The sequence below is a fragment of the Streptomyces sp. NBC_00210 genome, assembly GCF_045160975.1.
Lineage (GTDB): Bacteria > Actinomycetota > Actinomycetes > Streptomycetales > Streptomycetaceae > Streptomyces.
The window spans coordinates 6,009,169-6,029,743 of sequence record NZ_CP108120.1; the positions used below are offsets into that span (position 1 = coordinate 6,009,169).

Annotated in this window: 18 protein-coding genes; 8 read left to right on the forward strand and 10 right to left on the reverse strand. The window is 70.4% G+C overall.

The features are described from left to right. The first annotated feature begins 109 nt into the window (after window positions 1–109). On the forward strand, window positions 110–2,101 hold the full coding sequence (locus tag OG729_RS27135; protein WP_405808422.1) for an RICIN domain-containing protein: 1,992 nt from the start codon (window positions 110–112) through the stop codon (window positions 2,099–2,101). 194 nt (window positions 2,102–2,295) lie between these two features. Here OG729_RS27135 and OG729_RS27140 read toward each other — a convergent pair whose 3' ends face one another. Continuing rightward, the gene (locus OG729_RS27140; RefSeq protein ID WP_405808424.1) at window positions 2,296–3,087 is read right to left on the reverse strand and encodes a VOC family protein; all 792 of its coding nucleotides are present in this window, start codon (window positions 3,085–3,087) and stop codon (window positions 2,296–2,298) included. Between the two features lie 130 nt (window positions 3,088–3,217). Here OG729_RS27140 and OG729_RS27145 point away from each other — a divergent pair, with 130 nt between their 5' ends. Beyond that, a complete protein-coding gene (locus OG729_RS27145; RefSeq protein WP_405808426.1) occupies window positions 3,218–4,465 on the forward strand; it encodes an MFS transporter in 1,248 nt (415 codons plus the stop codon). An 84-nt stretch (window positions 4,466–4,549) separates the two neighbouring features. Here OG729_RS27145 and OG729_RS27150 read toward each other — a convergent pair whose 3' ends face one another. Further along, entirely contained in the window at window positions 4,550–5,170 is a 621-nt protein-coding gene (locus tag OG729_RS27150; protein WP_405808428.1) for a hypothetical protein, read from the reverse strand. 70 nt (window positions 5,171–5,240) lie between these two features. On the opposite strand from OG729_RS27150, the gene OG729_RS27155 reads away from it, so the two are divergent. Next, the gene (locus tag OG729_RS27155) at window positions 5,241–5,681 is read left to right on the forward strand and encodes an Lrp/AsnC family transcriptional regulator (protein WP_405808430.1); all 441 of its coding nucleotides are present in this window, start codon (window positions 5,241–5,243) and stop codon (window positions 5,679–5,681) included. A gap of 26 nt (window positions 5,682–5,707) precedes the next feature. Here OG729_RS27155 and OG729_RS27160 read toward each other — a convergent pair whose 3' ends face one another. Beyond that, the gene (locus tag OG729_RS27160; RefSeq protein WP_360884683.1) at window positions 5,708–6,754 is read right to left on the reverse strand and encodes a rod shape-determining protein; all 1,047 of its coding nucleotides are present in this window, start codon (window positions 6,752–6,754) and stop codon (window positions 5,708–5,710) included. Between the two features lie 281 nt (window positions 6,755–7,035). Beyond that, window positions 7,036–7,596 carry a hypothetical protein gene (locus OG729_RS27165; protein ID WP_360884686.1) on the reverse strand — a complete coding sequence of 187 codons (561 nt, stop codon included), beginning with the start codon at window positions 7,594–7,596 and terminating at the stop codon, window positions 7,036–7,038. Window positions 7,597–7,738: 142 nt separating this feature from the next. On the opposite strand from OG729_RS27165, the gene OG729_RS27170 reads away from it, so the two are divergent. Then, on the forward strand, window positions 7,739–8,440 hold the full coding sequence (locus tag OG729_RS27170; RefSeq protein ID WP_405808432.1) for a hypothetical protein: 702 nt from the start codon (window positions 7,739–7,741) through the stop codon (window positions 8,438–8,440). A 232-nt stretch (window positions 8,441–8,672) separates the two neighbouring features. Here OG729_RS27170 and OG729_RS27175 read toward each other — a convergent pair whose 3' ends face one another. Continuing rightward, window positions 8,673–9,107 (reverse strand): MarR family transcriptional regulator, encoded by a 435-nt coding sequence (locus tag OG729_RS27175; RefSeq protein ID WP_360884692.1) that lies wholly within the window; start codon window positions 9,105–9,107, stop codon window positions 8,673–8,675. Window positions 9,108–9,196: 89 nt separating this feature from the next. On the opposite strand from OG729_RS27175, the gene OG729_RS27180 reads away from it, so the two are divergent. Together OG729_RS27180 and OG729_RS27185 are read left to right on the forward strand one after the other, a co-directional pair. Next, window positions 9,197–10,216 (forward strand): NADP-dependent oxidoreductase, encoded by a 1,020-nt coding sequence (locus OG729_RS27180; RefSeq protein ID WP_360884695.1) that lies wholly within the window; start codon window positions 9,197–9,199, stop codon window positions 10,214–10,216. Window positions 10,217–10,280: 64 nt separating this feature from the next. After that, window positions 10,281–10,703, forward strand: a complete 423-nt coding sequence (locus tag OG729_RS27185; protein ID WP_360884698.1) for an organic hydroperoxide resistance protein — start codon at window positions 10,281–10,283, stop codon at window positions 10,701–10,703. Window positions 10,704–10,815: 112 nt separating this feature from the next. Here OG729_RS27185 and OG729_RS27190 read toward each other — a convergent pair whose 3' ends face one another. Beyond that, window positions 10,816–13,356, reverse strand: coding sequence for a M14 family zinc carboxypeptidase (locus OG729_RS27190; protein ID WP_405808435.1), 2,541 nt, complete (start codon window positions 13,354–13,356; stop codon window positions 10,816–10,818). Window positions 13,357–13,528: 172 nt separating this feature from the next. Here OG729_RS27190 and OG729_RS27195 point away from each other — a divergent pair, with 172 nt between their 5' ends. Next, window positions 13,529–14,314, forward strand: a complete 786-nt coding sequence (locus tag OG729_RS27195) for an EI24 domain-containing protein (RefSeq protein ID WP_360884704.1) — start codon at window positions 13,529–13,531, stop codon at window positions 14,312–14,314. A 69-nt stretch (window positions 14,315–14,383) separates the two neighbouring features. On the opposite strand, the gene OG729_RS27200 is transcribed toward OG729_RS27195, so the two are convergent. The 3 genes from OG729_RS27200 to OG729_RS27210 all read right to left on the reverse strand — a co-directional run bounded on the left by OG729_RS27200 (window position 14,384) and on the right by OG729_RS27210 (window position 18,404). Next, window positions 14,384–15,853: a hydrolase gene (locus OG729_RS27200; protein WP_360884707.1), complete on the reverse strand. Its 1,470-nt coding sequence runs from the start codon at window positions 15,851–15,853 to the stop codon at window positions 14,384–14,386. Window positions 15,854–16,057: 204 nt separating this feature from the next. After that, window positions 16,058–17,335 carry a pyroglutamyl peptidase gene (locus OG729_RS27205; protein ID WP_405808437.1) on the reverse strand — a complete coding sequence of 426 codons (1,278 nt, stop codon included), beginning with the start codon at window positions 17,333–17,335 and terminating at the stop codon, window positions 16,058–16,060. A 151-nt stretch (window positions 17,336–17,486) separates the two neighbouring features. Then, on the reverse strand, window positions 17,487–18,404 hold the full coding sequence (locus tag OG729_RS27210) for an SGNH/GDSL hydrolase family protein (RefSeq protein WP_405808439.1): 918 nt from the start codon (window positions 18,402–18,404) through the stop codon (window positions 17,487–17,489). A 260-nt stretch (window positions 18,405–18,664) separates the two neighbouring features. On the opposite strand from OG729_RS27210, the gene OG729_RS27215 reads away from it, so the two are divergent. Next, on the forward strand, window positions 18,665–19,159 hold the full coding sequence (locus OG729_RS27215; protein ID WP_360884715.1) for a DUF3145 domain-containing protein: 495 nt from the start codon (window positions 18,665–18,667) through the stop codon (window positions 19,157–19,159). A 102-nt stretch (window positions 19,160–19,261) separates the two neighbouring features. On the opposite strand, the gene fabF is transcribed toward OG729_RS27215, so the two are convergent. Further along, window positions 19,262–20,524, reverse strand: coding sequence for a beta-ketoacyl-ACP synthase II (gene fabF, locus OG729_RS27220; protein WP_360884718.1), 1,263 nt, complete (start codon window positions 20,522–20,524; stop codon window positions 19,262–19,264). Window positions 20,525–20,575 lie beyond the last annotated feature (51 nt).

Sequence of the window (20,575 nt, forward strand, 5' to 3'; positions counted from 1 at the left end):
ACGTACGCACCCTTTCAAGCGACAGAAATCCTCGGTCCCGTTAACCCGGGCCGGGGACCGGAACCCCCGCTCAACCCCCCACCGCAATGCCCTGGATGGATAGACGTCTATGCAGAATCCCCGTACTCCGGGACCCGTCCCTCCTCATGCCGGTCTCAGCTCCCAGGACCCCGACGAAGGTCTCGCTGCGACACTGCGGACCAGCGAGGGGAAGGACGACGCCCGTCCCGTAGCAGTGCTGCTGGCGAGGCACTGGCAACCGGCGTTCGACTACGCAACGATCTGCACTCCTTCGGCCAAGGCGGCCGCCATGCTCGCAACGGCCGCCTGCAGCAAGCTGTTGGAAAATCTGCGGCAGGCCCGCACGACGGCCGCTCTTCGGCCGCTGCTTCTGGTGACTGCCCGTCAAATCGGCAAGGCGTGGGCGGTGGACGAGCGCATCACCGCGCTATCCGAACTCCAGAATCCGGACACCGGACGTTCAGTTCCGGTCGACATGTTCACCATCCCGGAGAATCGCGCACTCGTCGCACGGGCTTTCCAGGCAATGCCGGGGCCCGCCCAATGTCTGCTCTGGCATGCCGAGGTCGAGGCCGAGGGCATATCCGTACCGGCGGGTTTGCTGGCCATTGATCCCCGTAGCGCGGCATCCCAGCTCGAACAGGCGCGTGACATCTTCCGCGCGGGCTGCCTGCGGGTCCATCTGGAGACCGCGCCGGACCAGGATTGCCGCCACTACAGCCGTCTCCTCGACGTATCCCTGCGCCGCGGCGGCACCCTGATACCCGACATCCAGACGCATCTGGCGAAGTGCAAGCACTGCCGCTTCGCCGCCGAACAGCTCAACCACGTCGACGGCCGGCTGGCCCTGCTGCTCGCCGAGGGCGTGCTCGGCCGGGCCGCCCAGCCCTACCTCGACTCGCGGCCCGCCCGCAACAACGCGCGCTCGCAGGCCCGGGCGGCCGGTGTGCGCAACGCGGTGCGCGGCGCCGGGCGGCACTCACGGGGCGGCCGCCCGCGCGCGCTGCCCCGTATCAACTTCCCCGGCCGCCCCTTCCAGAGCCGCGGGCCCTCGCTGCCCCAGCGCGGGCGCGGGGCCGTCATCACCGGCCTCGGGATCGTGACCGGTCTGCTCGTTGTCGCGACCGTCGTCATGGCGCTCTGGCCCGACGACGGCAGCCACGCCGGGCCGGTCGCCCCGAGCGGCTCCGTCACCGCGATGCCCGGGCCCGGATCCCGGGAACCGTCCAGCCCCGGTCCTGAGCCGTCGACCACGACCGCCGGGCTTCCGACAGGCCCGTTGAGCACCCGACTGCGCAATGTCGCCACCGGTCTTTGCCTCGATATCAGGGACCGCAGGGCGCAGCTCGGCGCGGAAGTGGCGATGGCGGACTGCTCGACCTCCGTCACGCAGGAGTGGGTGTACGAGAACGACGGGCTGCTGCGCAGCGCGGCCGCGGTCGACCTGTGCCTCAACTCCCATGCGCTGGACGGTGTGACGGTCCTCGGCCCGTGCACGGACTCGTCGGCGGTCAATGCGTCGGACGTGCGCTACGACCTGACCATCCAGGGCGATGTGATCCCGCGCTGGAACGACGATCTCGCCGTCGTCCCCGCCTCCGCGGAGATCGGGTCGCGCGTGGTCGTCAAGGTCCGGGACGGGTCGATGGCGCAGCGTTGGGCCACCGACAACGTTGCCTCCGTCTTCCCCAAGATCAGGCCGAGCGCGGACACGGGCAGACCGGCGACCAAGGAGGTCAATGTCATGCCGACGTCCGCGGTGTCCTCGCGGCCGCCGGAGGAGTCGGGTGGGACGCCGGAACCACGCGACGACGGTCCCTACGGCCAGGATCCGTACGGCGATGACCGGAGCGGGGACCATCCGTACGGCGATGATCCGTACGGGCAGGATCGGCGGCAAGACACCCGACGCGTCGGCGACGACCGGTCGGGGGCGGACGACGGTTCCGACGGCCCGCCCGAGGAGCCCGCGCTCCGGCTGCGCCCTGCCGACGCGGCGGATCGGCTCCCGGCCGGACGGGATCTGCCGAGCCCGGCGATGCTCCGCCGCGCGGGGGAGACCGATCGTGCCGAGGGATGACGAGTGCGGGGCCCGGACCGAGCACTGTGGTGAGGCGGTACCGGGGGAATGCACGAGGTGAGGCCGCGCCACCTCTGGACGAGGCCTCACCTCGTGCGTCCGGCGAGTGCACTTCCGGACGCACTCGCCGGGTGAACCGGGCAGGCGGACCGGTCAGGTGAACCGGGTCAGGAAGACCGGGTCCGGCGAACCGGTCAGGTGAACTGGGGCATGTCGCCCACCGTCGTCTGCAGATCGATCACGGAGAATGCGGCACCCTGCTGGTCCGAGACCGCGGCGATGCGTCCGAAGGGACTGTCCATCGGGCCGAAGTGCAGCTTCCCGCCGAGCCTGTTGACCGTGGCGACGGCGGCGTCGCAGTCCTGCACGGCGAAGTAGACATTGACGTACGGCGGCACCTCCGGCGGGAAGTCGGAGGTCATCTTGAGCCGGCCCGCGACCGGCTGGCCGCCGATGTTCCACACCGCGAAGTCGACCTGGTCGCCGGTCATCTTCTGGACCTCGAAGGGGAAGACGGCGGGGAAGAAGTCGTCCGCCTTGTCGGCGTCACGCGTGGTGACCTCGGCCCATGCGTACGAGCCGGGCTCGCCGGTCTTCTCGAAGCCCTCGTGGCTGCCGGACTGCCAGGCGCTGAAGTAGGCGCCGCTGGGGTCCCGGGCGGTGACCATGGTGCCGAACTCGCCGACCTGCATCGGCTCCATGGAGAGCGTTCCGCCGTACTTCCGTATCTTCGCTGCGGTGGAGTCGGCGTCGGGGGTGGCGAAGTAGAGGTTCCAGGCGGCCGGGACGCTCTCCATACCGGGCATCTGCGGTGAGACGGCGGCCACGGCCTTACCGTCCGAGTACGCCTGTGTGTAGTAGCCGAATTCTTCCGAGCCCTCGCCGAACGTCCAGCCGAGCAACTCACCGTAGAAGCGCTTGGCGCCTCCCAGGTCGGGGAACATGGCGTCGGTCCAGCAGGGCGTGCCTTCGGGGTGAACGGCCATGGGTCGAACCTCCTGGTTGGGGGTGCGTCCCTTTCACGCTATTCGGGTGAATGCGGGGGCGCGCGGCGAACCGGGTGCGGTGCGGGGGATGTAAGGGGTCGCCTCCAGACTCGTTCATATACTGCGCCGCATGCCGACAGACACCGCCCGCCCCCGGATACTCGCCGATCTCACGCCACTGCGTACCTCCGCCGACTACCGGCGGCTCTGGTTCGGCAGCACCATTTCCTGGGTCGGGCAGGGGATGACCGCCCTCGCCATTTCGCTGCAGGTGTACGACATCACCCGCTCCACCTTCGCCGTGGGGCTCGTCGGGCTCTGCTCGCTCGTCCCGCTCGTCGCCTTCGGGCTCTACGGCGGGGCCATCGCAGACACCGTCGACCGGCGCACGCTTGGGCTCGTCAGTTCGAGCGGCTCCGCCGTACTGTCCGCCGCCCTCGCGGCAGGGGCGTTCATCGGGTTCGGGCACGTCTGGTTCCTGTACGCCGTCGTCGCGCTGCAAGCCGTCTGCGCCGCCGTCAACTCCCCGGCGCGCAGCGCCATGATCCCGCGGCTGCTACCGCCCGAGCAGCTGCCCGCCGCCAATGCGCTCAGCTCCATGACCATGACCTCGGGGACGCTGCTCGGGCCGATGCTCGGCGGGCTGATCGTCGGGTTCGCGGGGTACCAGACCGCGTATTTCATCGACGCCGTCGCCTTCTCCGCGTCGCTGTACGCGATGTGGCGGCTGCCCTCCATGCGACCCGAACGCGCGGCAGGGGCCAAGAAGGCGTCCGTACTGGACGGGCTCCGCTTCCTCGCCACCCGGCCCAACCTGCGGATGACCTTCTTTTCGGACTTCTGCGCAATGATCCTGGCCCATCCGCGCGCGCTCTTCCCGGCCGTCGCCGTCCTCTGGTACGGAGGCGACGCCCGCACCACCGGACTGCTGGTCGCCGCCCCGGCCCTGGGCGCGCTGCTCGGCGGGGTGTTCTCCGGCTGGCAGGGGCGGATCCGCCGGCACGGTCTTGCGGTACTGCTCGCCGTCGGCGCCTGGGGGAGCGCGATCGCCGTCTTCGGGCTCACCCGCAACCTCTGGCTCGGGCTGTTCTTCCTCGCCGTCGCCGGCTGTGCGGACACCGTCTCGATGGTCTTCCGGAACACGATGATGCAGACCGCCGCCCCGGACGAGATGCGCGGCCGTCTCCAGGGCGTCTTCATCGTCGTTGTCGCGGGCGGCCCGCGCCTGGGCGACTTCCTGGCCGGCAGCGTCGCCGATCTGACCTCGCCGACGGTGACAGTGACGGGCGGCGGCATCGCCTGTGTGCTGGCGATTTCCCTGCTGGCCCTGCGCTGGCGCGACTTCGCGCGCTACGACGCCCGCAAGCCGATGCCATAGCCGATGCCATAGCCGATGCCATAGCCGACGCCATGGCTGACGCTTCAGCTTCAGCGCTCGCGCCGGCCGCCGATCGGCAGTGGTTCAGGGAAGAGGGAGCGCGACCTTGACCGCGTACACCGCCACCAGGCCGTAGCCGAGCCGGAAGGTCCAGGCGCGGGCGGCGTCCGAGATGCGTGCGCCCGCGAAACCACTGGCCGCGACCAGTAGTTGCTGCCACACGAAGGAGGCGAGGAAGACCCCGCCGACGAATACGGCCCCGGCCGCGCCGGTCACCAGGGCCGCGCCCTGAGCCGTGGTCAGGGCGGCGAAGTAGAGCGCGGTAGTGGGGTTGATGAGCGTGAGCGCGGCGAACCGGGTGAACGTGCGCACCGGTCCGGCGCCGTCGCTCCCACCCTCGGCGACGGGTCCCGGATGCCGCGAGGCCACGAGCCCGCGCACCGCGATCACCGCCAGCACGGTGGCCGACACCAGCCGGACCCAGGCCTCGACGCCGGAGAGCGCGGAGGCGACGAGGGGGCCGAGCGCGGTCGCCACGGCGGCGTACGCGCAGTCCACGACGGCGACCGCGGCCGCGGCGGCCACCGCACCGCGACGGTCGCGCATGCCCTCCTGTATGAGCAGCACACCCACTGCCCCCACGGGCATCGCCACTCCCAGGCCCGCAGCCGCACCCGCCATCGCCGTCGTCCACATCTCACTCATGGCGCACACTGTCGGGCCCCGGCCGCTGCTCACGCGGTCGAATTACGGCTCGTACTGCGACAATCGCGGTATGGACAGCCTCGACAGTGAAATCCTCGGTGTGCTGCGCCAGGATGCGCGGATCTCGTACCGCGATCTCGGCGTCCGGGTCGGCCTCAGCGCGAACGCCGCCGCCGACCGGGTACGCCGGATGCTCCGCGACGGAGTCATCCGTGGCTTCACCACGCTCGTCGACCCCACGGCCGACACCCGCGCGGGTCTCGTCGTCTTCATCGACATCACGCTCCGGCTCGACACGACGAACGAGGAGTTCGAGCGGGTCGTGCTCAAGCTGCCCGGCATCACCGAGGTCGTCCACGTGACGGGCGCGCACGACTATCTCGTACGGGCCAGAGCCGCCGACCCCGCCGAACTGGACGCTCTGCTGCGCACTCTCAAACGCGAGGCCGGCGTCGCCCAGTCATCGACCCGGATCGCCCTGCGGGCCGCCACCGGGGCGCCCGCGATCTGAGCGTGCCGCAGTGTGCCGGGGTCCCGTCAGCAGCTGCTCTCGACGAGCGGATCGAGGACCATCGACTGGATCTTGCCTTCCAGCATCGAGCCGAGGCCGAGCACGGCGCAGATGTCGGGCCGTTCGGCGATGTTCACGGGCATTCCGGTCGCATCCCGCAGCATCTGGTCCAGGCCCGGCAGCAGCGCGCTTCCGCCGACCATCATGATCCCGCGGTCGGCGAGATCGGCGACCAGGTCCGGCGGGCAGTCCCGCAGCACCTTGCCGATGCCGTCGAGCACGGAGGTGAGCGGGGTGTGGATCGCGTTCCGTACGGCGGCGGTGTCGACACGCACCGAGCGGGCGAGGCCGGTGGCCACGTCCCGGCCGTGGATCTCGGTCGAGGCCGGGCCGTGGGTGGTGAGGCCGTTGCCGTGCAGCGCCAGCTGGAGGGGGCGTACGGACTGGCTTGGCAGCATCAGTTCGTGCTGATGGCGCAGGTGCTGGATCACCGCATGGTCGATGGCGTTGCCGCCCACCGGGATCCGCTCGGCGGTGACGATCGCGCCGAGCGAGAGCACGGCGACCTGCGTGGTCGCCGCGCCGCACACCATGATCATGGTCGCGGTGGGCTGCTCGACGGGCAGTCCGCAGCCGACGGCCGCGGCGATCAGGGTGTCGACCAGTTCGACCCGGCGGGCGCCGAGGCCGACGAGGGTCTCGACGGCGGCGCGCTCGGCGAGCGGGTCGCTGTCGTGCGGGGTGCAGGCGGCGGCGCGCAGCCGCGGCTTGCGGCGCAGTTGGCGGCGGAGCTTTTCGCCGAGGAGGTGACGGAGCATCCGCTGGGCCATGTCGATGTCGACGATGGTGCCGCCGGAGATGGGGCGGGCGACGCGGATGTAGTCGGGCGTACGGCCCGTCATCTTCTCGGCCAGCTCTCCGACCGCGATCAGCGCGCCGGTGCGGGTGTTGACGGCGGCGACGCTCGGCTCGTCGACGACGAGCCCGGCCCCCTTCACGAAGACCCTGGTCCTCGCTGCTCCCAGGTCGACGGCGACATGGCAACGGCGCAACTGCTCAAGGCTGACGGTCACGGCAGATCCTCCCGAGTGCGGTACTTGTTCGCATCGTGCGATCGCCACGGGAGGTGCGCGCGCTGGGTGAGCCGGTCGGGGGTACGGAGCTGACGCACCGCCAGATCTGTTCAGCCGTTCGGGGGCGGCGCATGCGCCTGCGCCTGCGTTCGGTGCCGTGTCCGTGGGCGAGCGCCGTCGCCTGGCACGCGGCTGCGGTGCCCGCCGTCGCTGGGCGCGCGACCTGCGGCCGCGGTGCCCTCAATCTCATGCGGACTTCGGCCGGGGGGATTCCCGCCGGCTCAGTTCAGCCGCCTCTGCAGAAGGCCCCAGCAGAACTCCGCCACACACCGCTCCCCGCCCGGCAGCGTGATCTCCAACTGCCATCGCGTCGGCGCCGAGCCCTCCATCGGCCTCGCCGGCGGGAACGCCTTCGCCACCTCGTCCACCGTGCAGGACCACGGCACCAGATCATCGGCCGTACACAGCTCCGGCCCCGCCGCCCCCGGGGCGCGGACCAGCCACTCGTTCCACACCGCCCCGCCGTCCGCGGCCAGCACCTCGAAGCGCAGATCCGGCCAGAGCGGCACCGGCCACAGCAGCGCGTCGCACTCCAGATCGCCGATCTTCCGCCGGACGACCCGTTCCGGCTCGCCGAGCACCGAACGGTAACGGGCGAGCGCACCTCGGCTCCTGGGTGCCCGGACCATCCCTTGCCAGCGGCGGTTGGCCTCGCGCATCTGCGCCACCGAGACCCCGAGTTCCCCACGGGCGTCCTCGACGAGATCCGGTTGATGGTCGGCCATCCGGCGCAGCAACACCAGCTGGAAGTCGAGGGGCCCGAACGGCGCGGCTGCGGTCATGCGCGACATTCTGCCCGGCCGTGTGGTTCGAACGCGCCGTCAACCGTACGAAGCTGACTCGCTGCGGAAGTGAAGGTTCCGCACAACATCCTCACAATCTCATCCACCTCTCGTACTCCTCGCCGCATAGCCTGCGGACGCCATGGATTACTGCCACCAGTGTCGACGGCACCTCAACGGCGCGCTGGCCTGCGCAGGCTGCGGCACCCCGGTCGAGGAGCTGCGGCATCTCAGCCCCAGTGCGCCCGCGGCGGACCACGTCTACGAACTCGACGAGGTGTCCGAGCCCGCGGGCCATCGGCGTTCCCGCCGTCAGCCCCCGTCGCGCCGCAAGCCCCCGGCCGGACGCCGGGGCCGTAAGCGGCGTGGCCGCAAGGTGCTGTTCGGCACGGTCGGCCTGGTGCTCGCGGCGGGCGCGTTGAGCCTGGCCGAACTGGCCTTGGAGAATCCGGGCGACGAGGGCGCGGCCACCGCCGTGAAAGAGGACCCGAGCGTCGAGACGGAGCCCGCCCCGGAGCCGACGGACGACGATGTGACTCCTCCGGGTCCCGACGAGGTGACCGAACCGGCCGTCACGTCGTCGAGTTCCGCGCGCCCCACGCGCACCGGGACCGGCAAGGGCCCGGGCGGCAGCGGTTCCGGGAAGCCGAGGGCCGGCGGACCGGCCGGTGGCGGCCCGTCCGCCGGCCCCTCCGGGGGCGGGCCCTCGGGCAGCGCGGAACCGTCGACCACCGGGCAGCCGAGCGCGACGGGCACGGCGGACCCTTCGCAGCCGCCCTCGCAGCCGGCGCCGACCCCCACCCCCACAGAGACCTGCAATCAGTTCCTCTTCTGGTGCATCTAGGCCCTGTCCGGCCGATCTTGCCGGGCTCGCGTGCCCTGGCACGCGCATCTGCTGCGTTGTCGTCAGTCGCCTACGCTCCGCGTGGGCTCCTTCCTCCGCCTTGCATCTGCACGCACCAGACCCTCCCCCTACGCCCTGGGGGCGTGGGGGGACCCCCACTCACTGATCCGGCCTGATCGACCGGACAGGACCTAACCGGTGGTGCATACGACGAGCAGAAGGGGCCGAGAGGCTACGACGTCTGCTCGCCCAGCATCCGTCTGAGCAGGTCCCGCAGCACCGTCCGCTCCTCCTTGGACAGTTCCGCCAGCGGCTCGCGCGCGAAGTCCAGCGATTCCCGCAGTTTCCGTGCGGTCTCGGCTCCCTCCTCCGTAGGCGCGGCCAGCTTCACCCTGCGGTCGTTCGGATCGGGCCGCCGCTCCACCAGGCCGTGTGCCTCCAGCCGGTCCACGATGCCGGTGACGTTCGACGGCTCGCACTTCAGCTGCTGCGCGACCCGGCGCATGGGCATCGGCTCCAGAGTCAGCAGGCCGAGTACCCGCGCCTGCGCCCCGGTCAGTGAGTGCTTGGCCGCCGCCTGCTCGTACTCCGTGTGGTAGCGGGCCACGACGGTGCCGATGAGTTCGACTACTTCGACGGTCAGTGGATCAGTTCGTGGTGTGGCCATGGGTACCAGGATACCCGGATACTTGACAACATGAAATATCTAGGAGCATGGTTGTTTCAGTTAGTGAAGCTTTTCTAGGAGGAACGAGCATGTCCGCACTTCCCGCATCCGGCCGTGAATGGCACCTCGTCGCCCGTCCGCATGGCTGGCCCACGGCGGAGGACTTTGCTCTGCGTGAGGCGCCGGTGTCCGAGCCGGCCGAGGGCCGCATCCTCGTACGCAATCTGCACTTCTCGGTCGACCCCTACATGCGCGGCCGGATGAACGACGTGAAGTCGTACGTCCCGCCGTTCCAGCTCGACCAGCCCATGGACGGCGGCGCGGTCGGTGAGGTCATCGCATCCAACGCCGAGGGCTTCGCCGTCGGCGACCACGTCCTGCACGGCCTCGGCTGGCGCGAGTACGCCGATGTGCCCGCCAAGCACGCCACCAAGGTCGACGCCTCCCTCGCCCCGCTCTCCGCCTATCTCGGCGTGCTGGGCATGACGGGCCTCACCGCCTACGCCGGTCTCTTCGACGTCGCCTCCTTCAAGGAGGGGGACGCGGTCTTCGTCTCCGGCGCGGCCGGCGCGGTCGGCAGCCAGGTCGGCCAGATGGCGAAGCTCAAGGGCGCGTCCCGCGTCATCGGCTCGGCGGGCTCGGACGAGAAGGTCAAGCTCCTCGTCGAGGAGTACGGCTTCGACGCGGCCTTCAACTACAAGAACGGCCCGGTCGGGGAGCAGCTGAAGGAAGCCGCCCCGGACGGCATCGACGTCTACTTCGACAACGTCGGCGGGGACCACCTCGAGGCCGCGATCTCCTCGCTCAACGTGCACGGCCGTGCCACCATCTGCGGCATGATCGCCCAGTACAACAACACCGAGCCCACCCCGGGACCGCGCAACCTCGCCATGGTCATCGGCAAGCGGCTGCGCCTGCAGGGCGTGCTCGTGGGCGACCACGCCGCCCTCCAGCCGCAGTTCGTCCAGGATGTCGCGGGCTGGATCGCCTCCGGCGAGCTCAAGTACAACGAGACCGTCGTCGAGGGCATCGAGAACGGCTACGAGGCCTTCGCCGGTCTGCTGCGGGGCGAGAACACCGGGAAGATGATCGTTTCGCTCACCCAGTAGTCTCGTCCCCAGCCACCGCGGTCGTGGGCGCGAGCCGCGGTGAACCACAGAAGGAAATCTCTTCATGTCCATCCAGCAGTCCGACGTCCTGTACACCGCCGTGGCCACCGCGCAGAACGGCCGTGACGGCCGCGTCGCCACCCATGACGGTCAGCTCGATGTCGTCGTCAACCCGCCGAAGGAGTTGGGCGGTTCCGGTGCGGGCACCAACCCGGAGCAGCTCTTCGCCGCCGGTTTCAGTGCCTGCTTCCAGGGTGCGCTGGGTGTCGTCGCCCGCCAGGAGAAGGCCGACATATCCGGCTCGACGGTCACCGCCGAGGTCGGCATCGGCAAGAACGACGAGGGCTTCGGGATCATCGTCAAGATCTCCGCGGACATCCCGAACGTGGACGCCGCCACCGCCAAGGACCTGATCGAGAAGGCCCACCAGGTCTGCCCTTACTCCAAGGCGACCCGCGGCAACATCACGGTCGACCTCGCGGTCTGACCGGCACGGCGCAGGAGTCCGACCGGCACTGCGTACGAGAGGGCCGCACCCCGCCCGGGGTGCGGCCCTCAGCGCGTGATCAGCGTGAACTCAGTGTGTGATCAGCGCGTCCTCAGTGCGTCAGCAGCGCCCGGCCCACCTGCGCGAACACGCCCTTCGGATGGTCACGGAACAGCGGTTCGGTGCCGAACAGCACCACCGGCGCGCCCTTCGCCGTCCTGCCGCTGACGATCGACGCACGGCCCGCCGCGTCCTTCGGGCCGCCCGTCCCGTCGTCCAGCGCCCGCCAGTGGCCCGCGACCAGCGGGTTGCCCGCGCCGTACGACTGGTCGGCGCGCACACCCGGGCCGAGGTCCGTGAACCACAGCGGCGAGTACACGAAGGTGTGCGCCGGGGCGCCGCCGGTGATCGCACCGCCGGCGTTGGCCACGCGCACCACACCGTTGGCGTCGCCGTTGCCGACGACCGCCTTGGCCGCGAGCAGCCCGGCAGCCGCGTTGAACGCGGCACCGTCCGAGCCGAGTCCGACCACGCCGACACCGCTGCCGAGGAAGGCCTTGCGGGCGGCGGGCGTCAGCTTTCCGTACTCAAGACCGGCCGACACATACAGCACATCCGCCTTCGACCAGTCGAAGCCCGCGTTGAGGGCCTCCGTCGACACCGGCAGCACCTCGAAGCCCATCTCGCGCAGCGCGAACTGCTCGCCCGCCGTCACCGCGGCGGCGACCCGGGTCCGCTTCAGCGGCGCGACACCGCGCTCCTTCGTGGCCGTGAACCGGACCCCGAAACGGTCCGCGAGCACGGTTGCCCGCTCCCGCGCCGACGCCGGCACGATGGCGGACCCGTCCGCCGCACGCCGTACCGAAACCCCCTGCGCGAGTAGGGAGTTGACGGCAGCGAGCTCCTTCGGGTCGTCGAGCCGCAGCCGCAGATCCCCGAACGGGGACACATGGCCGGTGGGCGACGCGGCATGGACCGGACGGCTCACCACATGGAGCTCGCCCCCGGCGGCCTTCTCCACCGTCGCGCCCCACAGCAGGCCCAGGCTCCAGCCCGAGATGTCGTACATCGTGGAGACGTCCGCGCTGATGTCCCGGCCGTCGGCCAGGATCACATTGGCGATGCCGCGCTTGGACTGGTGCATGTCGACGACGTACGACCCCGCCGGATAGCTGCGGCCCGCGAGCCGGAAGGGCAGCACCGCCCGCTCGACCCGCACGTCGTTGACGACCAGATGGTCCACCAGACGGGCCGCCGCGGTCGCCGACCTCTGCCCGCGACCGGCCGGGATGACGTACGCGCGCGGGAAGGTCGTGGTGTACACGTCCTCGGGACCGATGCCCGGCACCCCCGGCACGGTCTTCTCGGAGACCGGCCGCTGCGCCTCGCCCGCCGCGCCCCGCCGGAAGGTCTCGATCTGGTCGGCGATCACCGAAGTGCGGTGCGTGCGCGTGTAGTCGAGCGTCGCGCGCATCGCCGCGCCCGCGATGCCCGTGTTGATCGCGGCCCGGCGGCGCAGCTCGGCGACCGGCAGGGAGTCGTACTCCTCGTTGTTGACCGCCATCGGGAACTCGATGGTGTGCGCGGCCACCGCGCCCTGGAACGGCATGTACTGCGGGGTGAAGATGGGCGGCCAGTCGTCCCAGCCCTCCTTCTGGTCCCGGAAGGGGATGACGGCGGGCTCGACGCCGTCCTTCGCCGGGGTGTACCCCAGCCCGTTGACGGCCTTCTCCATGCCCAGGGCATTGGCGTAGGCGTTCTTCAGGAAGAGGTCGTACTCGTAGTTCTCGCCGTGCGGCGGAGTCGTCGGCTCGATCAGCGTGCCGTTGACGTACCCGTGCAGATCGAGCATGACGGCGGGCTGCTTGTCGATGGCGATCTGCCGGATGGCACGCGCCTCGGGCTGGGAGCCGGTGATGAAGTCACGGTTCAGGTCGAAGCCGTTGGCATTGACGCGCGTTCCGGCGATACGGCCGTCCGGGTTCGCCGTCACATTGAGATAGATGCGGTTCTTCGACAGCAGCTCGGCCGTCGTGCGGTCCTTCGCCTTCGCCAGCTGCTCGATGAGCCTGAGCGCTGCGTCCGTGCCCTCCCACTCATTGCCGTGGATGTTGTTGTTGATGAACACCGGTGTCTTGTACGAGGACTTGATCCGCCGGTCCTTGGCGGCGGCGGCCGGAACGTTCTCGATCCGCTCCCGCATCCGCTCCTGCTCACGCGCCTGGCGCGAGCTCTCGGGCGCGGTGACGGTGACGAGATACAGCTCGTGCCCGCCGGCGGAGTGCCCGGCGACCTCGACGCTGACGCGGTCGCCGAGCTTCTGCAGGGCGTTCAGCCGAGGAGCGAGCGAGTGGTACGGCGCGAGCCCCAGCTTGATCGACTTGTCGGCCGGGTTCACGGGCGGCGCATCGAGGACGGTACGGCGCGGATAGCCGCCGCTCCTGGTGAGCTCGGGCGCCCTGGTCCGCAGTGCATCGGCCGTGGCCGAGAGCGGAGCCCGGGCAGCCGTGGTGTCGCGCCCGCCGCCTTCGCGTACGGGATGCGGCACGTCGCGACCGGGCGCGCCGGGAACCGCGGTCGCGGGTCCCGGCGCGAGCAGCAGCGCACCGACGAGCGCGGCGGTGACGGCCAGGACGGGTCTGGGGGTACCCATGCGTACGTGCCTCCGGAGTGTCGTAGTCGATCAGCACAACGATCAGTACGCAGGGGTCTACCGGTTCAACTCCAGAACAACAAGGGGGGCTTGAACGTGACACCCGGTTCGGCGAGCCGCCGCCACCGGCCTCATGGCTGCGGATCAGGCCACCCCCGATAGGGTGGTCCGTATGCGTGATCTCGGGGTGGGCTTCGGCTATTTGGTGAAGGGCCAGCGGTGGGTGGCCGGGCACGGCCGGTGGTTCGGCTTCGGGCTGCTGCCGGGGCTGGTGACCCTGGTGCTGTACACCGCCGCGCTCCTCTCCCTCGCCTACGGCGCCGACGACCTGACCACCTGGGCGACACCGTTCGCCGACGACTGGTCCTCGCCCTGGCAGGGGCTGGTCCGCGGCACTCTGACCGTGCTGGTCTTCGCCTTCGGGCTGTTCCTCGCGGTGATCACCTTCACGGCGGTGACCCTGCTGGTGGGCCAGCCCTTCTACGAGTCACTGTCCGAGCAGGTCGACCGCAGCGAGGGCGGCGAGGTCCCCGAGTCGGGGCTGCCGCTCTGGCGGGAGCTGTGGATCTCCGCACGCGACTCCCTGCGGGTCGTGCTGCGCGTGGTGCTGTACGGAGTGCTGCTCTTCGCGCTCGGCTTCATCCCGGTCGTCGGCCAGACCGTCGTCCCGGCGCTCGGCTTCTGCGTCTCGGGCTTCTTCCTGGCCGAAGAGCTCACCGCGGTCGCCCTTCAGCGGCGCGGTGTCGAGCTGAAGGAGCGTCTTGGGCTGCTGCGGGGCCGCAGAATGCTCACGCTCGGTTTCGGCATCCCGCTGACGCTCGCCTTCCTGGTGCCGTTCGTCGCGGTCTTCTTGATGCCGGGCGCGGTGGCGGGGGCGACGCTGATGGTGCGGGACCTGGTGGCGCCGCCTGAGAGCGACGACGGCCACCCGGCCCCGTACAGCTTGACCAAAGACTGACCAAATACCGGCGACCGCCAGGCCTCGGTCCCGAGGCGTTCCTCAGGGTGAGGCAGACCGTGGCCGGGCTCAGCTCACGCTGAGCGCGGTGTCGTCGATGACGAACGACGTCTGGAGCTGCGAGCCCTCCGTGCCCGTGAACTTGAGGGTGATGGTCTGTCCGGCGTACGCGCCGAGACTGAAGCTGCGCTGGGTGTAGCCACTCGCCGCATTGAGGTTGGAGTACGTGGCGAGTGTGGACAGGACCGTGCCGCCGCTGTTCAGGACCTGGACCTTGAGGGTGTCGTAGGCCGTGCTCGTGGTGGTCTCGGCCGTGTCGATGTGCAGATAGAAGCTGAGCGTGGCGGCGGCGCAGCCGGCGGGGATGGTCACCGACTGGGACAGGGTGTCGGTGTGGGCGGAGCCGTAGCCGCTGAGCCAGGCCTTGTAGGAGCCGGTACGGGCCGCCTCGCCGGTGTCGTTGGTGATGACGCCGCTGCTGGCGGTCCATGAGGCGCTGCCGGATTCGAAGCCGGGGTTGGCGATCAGCTGGGCGGCGGTGCAGGTGCCGCCCCCGCCTCCTCCGCCTGTGCCGCCGGAGAGCCACTCGGTGGCGTTGAGGGCGAGGGCCGCGTTGGTGCCCGCGGTGTCGTTCCAGCCGTCGTAGAGGGTGTTGCCGGACTGGCCGGTGCCGTCGTCGATGGGCGAGCTGTCGCCCCAGACCGCGACCCGGCCGCTGCCGAAGGTGCTGGTGGCGAAGAAGGCGCCGGTGTTGCCGGAGTAGCCGGTGCGGTAGACCAGGCCCTTGACGGCCGGGTTGTCGGCCGGCTTGAGGGTGACGGTCGTACCGCTGCGGATGATGCTGCCGGTGACCTTGCCGAAGGAGCCGTTCAGTACCGGGTTGGTGGTGTCGCTGATGGCGCGCGGGTTGTCCGTGCCGACGCTGAGCGTGTCCACGGAGAAGCCGAACGGATCGGTGCTGTCGACGCTGTTGTTGCTCATCAGGTCGTTGATGACCTCGACGGCGTCGTAGCCGTCGTTGTTCCGGTCGGCGCCGGTGTGGTCGGAGACCAGGAAGAGCCCGCCGCCGTTCTGTACGAACTTCATGACGGCGGTCTTCTCGGCGGCGCTGAGCAGGACGTTCGGCTCTGGCAGCACGAAGGTGTCGAAGTTCTGCAGATCGAGTGCGGCGGTGGTGCCATAGGTGATGGTGTTGCCCGAAGGCAGCGTCTTGAGCTGGTGGTTGCCGGTCTTCTGGAGCGCTACCCCCCAGGCGGAGAGGGCACCGGTCCAGTCGGTCTCGGCGGTGGGTGTCGAGTCCTGCGCGAGCGGGTCGGGCTGACTGGTACCGATGATCCAGTCGGCGTTGCCTGCGGTCTCGGCCTTGGTGTTGTCGAAGAGGATGCGGTGGGGAGTGGCGGCGGGCGCGGCGGTGGCGGCAGGGGTCGCGGAAGCGGCGGTGCCGGTCTGGACGGCGGTTCCGGCGATCAGGGCGCCGAACACGGCGATGGCGGTGCTGAGCGCACGTCTGTTTCTTCTGGGCTCTCTGGATCCGAGCATCCGGCATACCTCCATGAGGGGTGGGGGAGAGGCGGTGCGGGCGCCGATTCTGCGCGCGTAGAACTTCGCCCGTCGTACTACCGGGCAACGCGCGCTTGAACGGTACATGGCAGGCTGGAGGCCGGGCAATGCTCGGGCGACGCGGTCGCGCGCCGAGGGTCGTCGCACCTCAACGGCAGGTGGGACGACCCCCGTTCAGGGCCGTCAGGCAGTCGACTCCGCCGCCACCCGGATGATCTCCCGCACCTGCGCGATGATGTCCAGGCGGTTCTGGACGAACTCCGGGTCCGTGATCCCAGTCGTGTTCCCCGCGCCGAACTGCAGTACCGGCGTATGCACATGACCCCCCGGGATCGTCAGCCCCAGCCGGTCACGCAGCAGCGTCGCCCGGTACGCGATCTCGTTCGAGAGGTAGTCGCCTCCGCCACCGGCGCGCGCCGTCGAGCCTGCCGTCGGGCCGTCGGGGCGGACCACCGGGTCCGCTCCGCCCGCCGGGATCTCCGTCACCGTCGTGTTGTCGTACACCGGGAAGCGCCCTGTGCTCGCTGCCGCAATCGCCCGGTACGGAAGCGTTGTCGTCGTCCACTGCGGCTGCGACGCCGGGTCGCTGACCGGCACCGTCTCCGTACGCGAGACGTTCTCGTTGTCTCCGAACCCGCCCCGCCACGCACCATTCGTGCGCTCGATGTCGATCCGGCCCACCCGCCCCTGGCTCACCGTCGTGAACAGATCCGCCTTCGGCAGCTGCGTACGCAGGGTCCGCTCGACCGTGCCGTCCGCGAAGTCCTGCCAGCGCACGGGGAAGACCGCCGTCTCGATCCTCGCCGGTCCGTCCGCCGTACGGATCCACGTACCGTCCAGCGCCAGCGCCGTCGCCCCGGACGGATTGCTGATGCGGATGTCACGGTCCAGCGTGAAGGGGTCGAAGCCCGTCATCACAATGCGCTTGATGCCCTTCCCCGCCGGAAGGTTCATCGAGTCCTGGCCGCGCGAAGAACGCTCAAGCCGGTCGAGCAGTCGCGCACGCTCCGTTCCCGTCAGTCCGAACTCGGGCTGCCAGGCATGCAGTTCACGGGTCATGCCGAGCCGTGCCCAGTACAGCGGCCGGTCGTCGTCCCGGCTCAGATCGCCCCGCGCGGGCCCGCGGCCCTGGGCCCGGTCGACGGCCCGGTCCCACAGCCGTGAGCCATGGCGTAAGACGGCCCGCTCGGCCTGCCGGTACGACGACGCCCCCTGGAGCGCCTCCGCGAACCGAGGTACCACCGTGTCGAATCCACTGCGCCGCAGGATCTCCTGGGGCACGGCCTTGTCGAGCCGCGCCTCCTCGACGGTGACCGCGGGAGCCGACGTCGACGCCGCCCCCGACGTCGACGCCGCCCCCGAGGGCGGCGCCGGATCCGCGGCGGCGAGCGGCGGTGCCGCGAAGGCAAGGGCGACGAGGGCGACGCCAACTACGTCCAGGCGAGCGCGTATCCGGGACACGTGAATCCTTCCGTCGGGTGGCGGAAGTATCACCTTGGGACAACGGCCGTGGCTACCGTGCCACTTGAGACACAGCAGCCCCAGCAGCCGAGGAGGACGGCCAGGTGCTCGTACCGCTCTCCCCGGGCGGCGCGGTCACCCTCCCGGTGGGTCATGCACGCGGCGCGGTCGCCGCCGTGATGTTGCGGTAGGCGATCTCCGCCAGTCGGCCCTGGCCGTTCTTGCTCGGGTGGAACCAGTCCCAGCGGCTCAACTGGTCGCCGCTGAACCGGAAGTCGAAGACCGCACCCCCGTCGTACCGGCAGCGCATGTCCTTCCCGCAGACATCCTTCAGCACCTCGTTGTACGCCACCACCCGCTCATGCACCCGGGTCCGCCGCAGCTCGGCCTTCGGGCTCTCGTCGTCCGCGTTGCCCAGCATCGACGCGCAGATGCCCAGCTTCCAGATCTGCCTGCCCAGCGGATCGCCGCGGCCGGTCGACCAGAGCCGCTTGAGATCCGGCACGCTCGACACGTACACCTGGGCCTTCGGCGCGGTACGCCGTAACTCCTTCAGGGCGCCCTCGAAGGACCGGCGGAAGGCGTCGACGGGCGTCATGCGCTCCTCCGAGTCCGCGCAGGCGTCATTCGCGCCGACCATCACGGTCACCAACTCGGGCTTCTTCGCCGCCGCCTGCGTCATCTGCTCGGCCAGATCGGCCACGTCCGCGCCGGAGCGCGCGTAGTTCCAGCTGCGCTCGGCCACCGCGGGCGCGCCGATCAGCCGCAGCGCCAGGCTGCGTACCGTCGTGTCCGTGCCGGTCGCCCAGGACACCTCCGGGCAGTCGGAGAGCACGACACACGCGTCGAACCCGCGGGTGATGGAGTCGCCGACCGCGGCGATCGAGTCCGGGCTGCGGTCCCAGAGGGGGGTGGGCTTCGGGGACGGCCGCCGAGTGGCGGGGGCGCCGTTCCCTCTCGCGTCCGACGAGGAGTCACATCCCGCGAGCGTGCCGGTCAACAGGAGGAGTGCCGCCATCAGGGCTGCCGCCGCACCGCGCGAGCGGCGCGTCCGACTCGTCTCCCGCATCCCCAGTTCCCCTCCGTATCACCGGTCCGTGACGTCCTGCCGAGTGAAAGCTTGGTGCGTACGGGTCCCGGGACCGACATTACGTCACCCGTCGGGCGCCTGCTCACGGTAGCTTTTCCCCGTCGACCCAGAGGCAGCGTGCCCATCGGCTCCGGTAAATTACATCACGTCACATGCTGTCCCTTTTGCGGAGTTTCACTCCCGATGCTGTTTACTGAGGCCGCTGGGAAGACGATCCTCGTCCCACACTGGAGGTCCCGGTGACGACACGTGGCGTTCTGTACGTTCACTCCGCACCGCGCGCGCTGTGCCCGCACGTCGAATGGGCGGTCGCGGGCGTGCTCGGCGTGCGGGTCCAGCTGGACTGGATCCGCCAGCCGGCGTCGCCCGGCACGTGGAGAGCCGAGTTCTCCTGGCGGGGCGAGGTGGGCACGGCCTCCAAGCTCGCCTCTGCCCTGCGGGGGTGGCAGATGCTGCGCTTCGAGGTGACCGCGGAGCCCTGCCCCACGGCGGAGGGCGAGCGGTACAGCGCCACGCCCGAGCTCGGCATCTTCCACGCGGTCACCGGGATCCACGGCGACATCCTGGTTCCCGAGGACCGGCTGCGCGCCGCGCTGGCGCGCTCGGCGCAGGGGGAGACGGAGCTGGAGGCGGAGATCGCGAAGCTGCTGGGAAAGCCGTGGGACGACGAACTGGAGCCGTTCCGCTACGCGGGCGAGGGCGCGCCGGTCCGCTGGCTCCACCAGGTGGTCTGACAGCAGGTGGTCTGACCCGCAGCCGGCCCGCCGCGCGCCGCCAGGCTGGACGAAAAAGGCCCGCCCCCCGGGAAAGGGAGCGGGCCTCACGCGTAGGCGGACTCAGACCGTCCGGAACGCCAGCACCACGTTGTGGCCGCCGAAGCCGAACGAGTTGTTGATCGCCGCGATCGTGCCCTGAGGCAGCTTGCGGGGCTCGCCGCGCACGATGTCCGCGTCGACCTCCTCGTCGAGGTCCTCGACGTTGATGGTCGGCGGGGCCGTGCGGTGGTACAGCGCGAGCACCGTCGCGACCGTCTCGATGCCGCCCGCGCCGCCCAGCAGATGGCCCGTCATCGACTTCGTGGCGGAGACCGCGACATGGTCGAGCTCGTCGCCCAGGACCTTGCGCAGGGCCTTGATCTCGGCGACGTCACCCTGCGGCGTGGACGTCGCATGCGCGTTCAGGTGTACGACCTCGGTCGCCTTGAGGTCCGTCGAGTCCAGCAGGTTCTGCAGCGCGGTCGCGATGCCCCGACCCGTCGGCTCGGGCTGCGCGATGTGGTGGCTGTCCGCGGACAGGCCCTGGCCCAGCACCTCGCAGTAGACCTTCGCGCCGCGCCGCGCGGCATGTTCGGCCGACTCGAGGACGACGACGCCCGCGCCCTCGCCGAGGACAAAGCCGTCACGGCCCTTGTCGTACGGCCGGGAAGCCTTCTCGGGCTCGTCGTTGTTCTTGGACATCGCCATCATGTTGGCGAACGCCGCGATCGGCAGTGGGTGGATGGCCGCCTCCGTGCCACCGGCGACGACCACATCGGCACGGCCGGTGCGGATCATCTCGACGGCGTAACCGATCGCCTCGGCGCCGGACGCACAGGCGGAGACCGGAGTGTGCACGCCCGCCTGGGCGTTCACCTCCAGGCCGACGTTGGCGGAGGGGCCGTTCGGCATCAGCATGGGCACGGTGTGCGGGGAGACGCGGCGTACGCCCTTCTCCTTGAGCACGTCGTACTGGTCGAGCAGCGTCGTCACGCCGCCGATGCCGGAGGCGATGACCGTGCCGAGGCGGCCGGGCTGGATCTTGTCGTCCTCGCCGGCGGGCGCGGTGTAGCCGGCGTCGGCCCACGCCTCGCGCGCCGCGATCAGCGCGAACTGCGCCGAGCGGTCGAGCTTGCGGGCCAGCGGGCGCGGCAGCACCTCGCCCGGGTCGACCGCCGCGGGCGCGGCGATCCGGACCGGGAGGTCGGCGAACCGTTCGCCCTCCAGGGGCTTGACTCCGGAGCGTCCGGCGAGCAGACCCTCCCAGGTCGATGCGCTGTCGCCACCCAACGGTGTGGTTGCGCCGATACCGGTGACGACCACGGTGCGATTGGTCGAGCTCACAGGAATTCTTTCTCCACGTGTAGAGGGTGCTGAATATTCACGACGCCACCG

Excerpts from the sequence above, each read along its gene's own strand:
- OG729_RS27135 (WP_405808422.1), top strand. The coding sequence starts at position 110 with ATGCAGAATCCCCGTACTCCGGGACCCGTCCCTCCTCATGCCGGTCTC.
- OG729_RS27140 (WP_405808424.1), bottom strand. The coding sequence starts at position 3,087 with ATGGCCGTTCACCCCGAAGGCACGCCCTGCTGGACCGACGCCATGTTC.
- OG729_RS27145 (WP_405808426.1), top strand. The coding sequence starts at position 3,218 with ATGCCGACAGACACCGCCCGCCCCCGGATACTCGCCGATCTCACGCCA.
- OG729_RS27150 (WP_405808428.1), bottom strand. The coding sequence starts at position 5,170 with ATGAGTGAGATGTGGACGACGGCGATGGCGGGTGCGGCTGCGGGCCTG.
- OG729_RS27155 (WP_405808430.1), top strand. The coding sequence starts at position 5,241 with ATGGACAGCCTCGACAGTGAAATCCTCGGTGTGCTGCGCCAGGATGCG.
- OG729_RS27165 (WP_360884686.1), bottom strand. The coding sequence starts at position 7,596 with ATGACCGCAGCCGCGCCGTTCGGGCCCCTCGACTTCCAGCTGGTGTTG.
- OG729_RS27170 (WP_405808432.1), top strand. The coding sequence starts at position 7,739 with ATGGATTACTGCCACCAGTGTCGACGGCACCTCAACGGCGCGCTGGCC.
- OG729_RS27175 (WP_360884692.1), bottom strand. The coding sequence starts at position 9,107 with ATGGCCACACCACGAACTGATCCACTGACCGTCGAAGTAGTCGAACTC.
- OG729_RS27180 (WP_360884695.1), top strand. The coding sequence starts at position 9,197 with ATGTCCGCACTTCCCGCATCCGGCCGTGAATGGCACCTCGTCGCCCGT.
- OG729_RS27185 (WP_360884698.1), top strand. The coding sequence starts at position 10,281 with ATGTCCATCCAGCAGTCCGACGTCCTGTACACCGCCGTGGCCACCGCG.
- OG729_RS27190 (WP_405808435.1), bottom strand. The coding sequence starts at position 13,356 with ATGGGTACCCCCAGACCCGTCCTGGCCGTCACCGCCGCGCTCGTCGGT.
- OG729_RS27195 (WP_360884704.1), top strand. The coding sequence starts at position 13,529 with ATGCGTGATCTCGGGGTGGGCTTCGGCTATTTGGTGAAGGGCCAGCGG.
- OG729_RS27200 (WP_360884707.1), bottom strand. The coding sequence starts at position 15,853 with ATGCTCGGATCCAGAGAGCCCAGAAGAAACAGACGTGCGCTCAGCACC.
- OG729_RS27210 (WP_405808439.1), bottom strand. The coding sequence starts at position 18,404 with ATGCGGGAGACGAGTCGGACGCGCCGCTCGCGCGGTGCGGCGGCAGCC.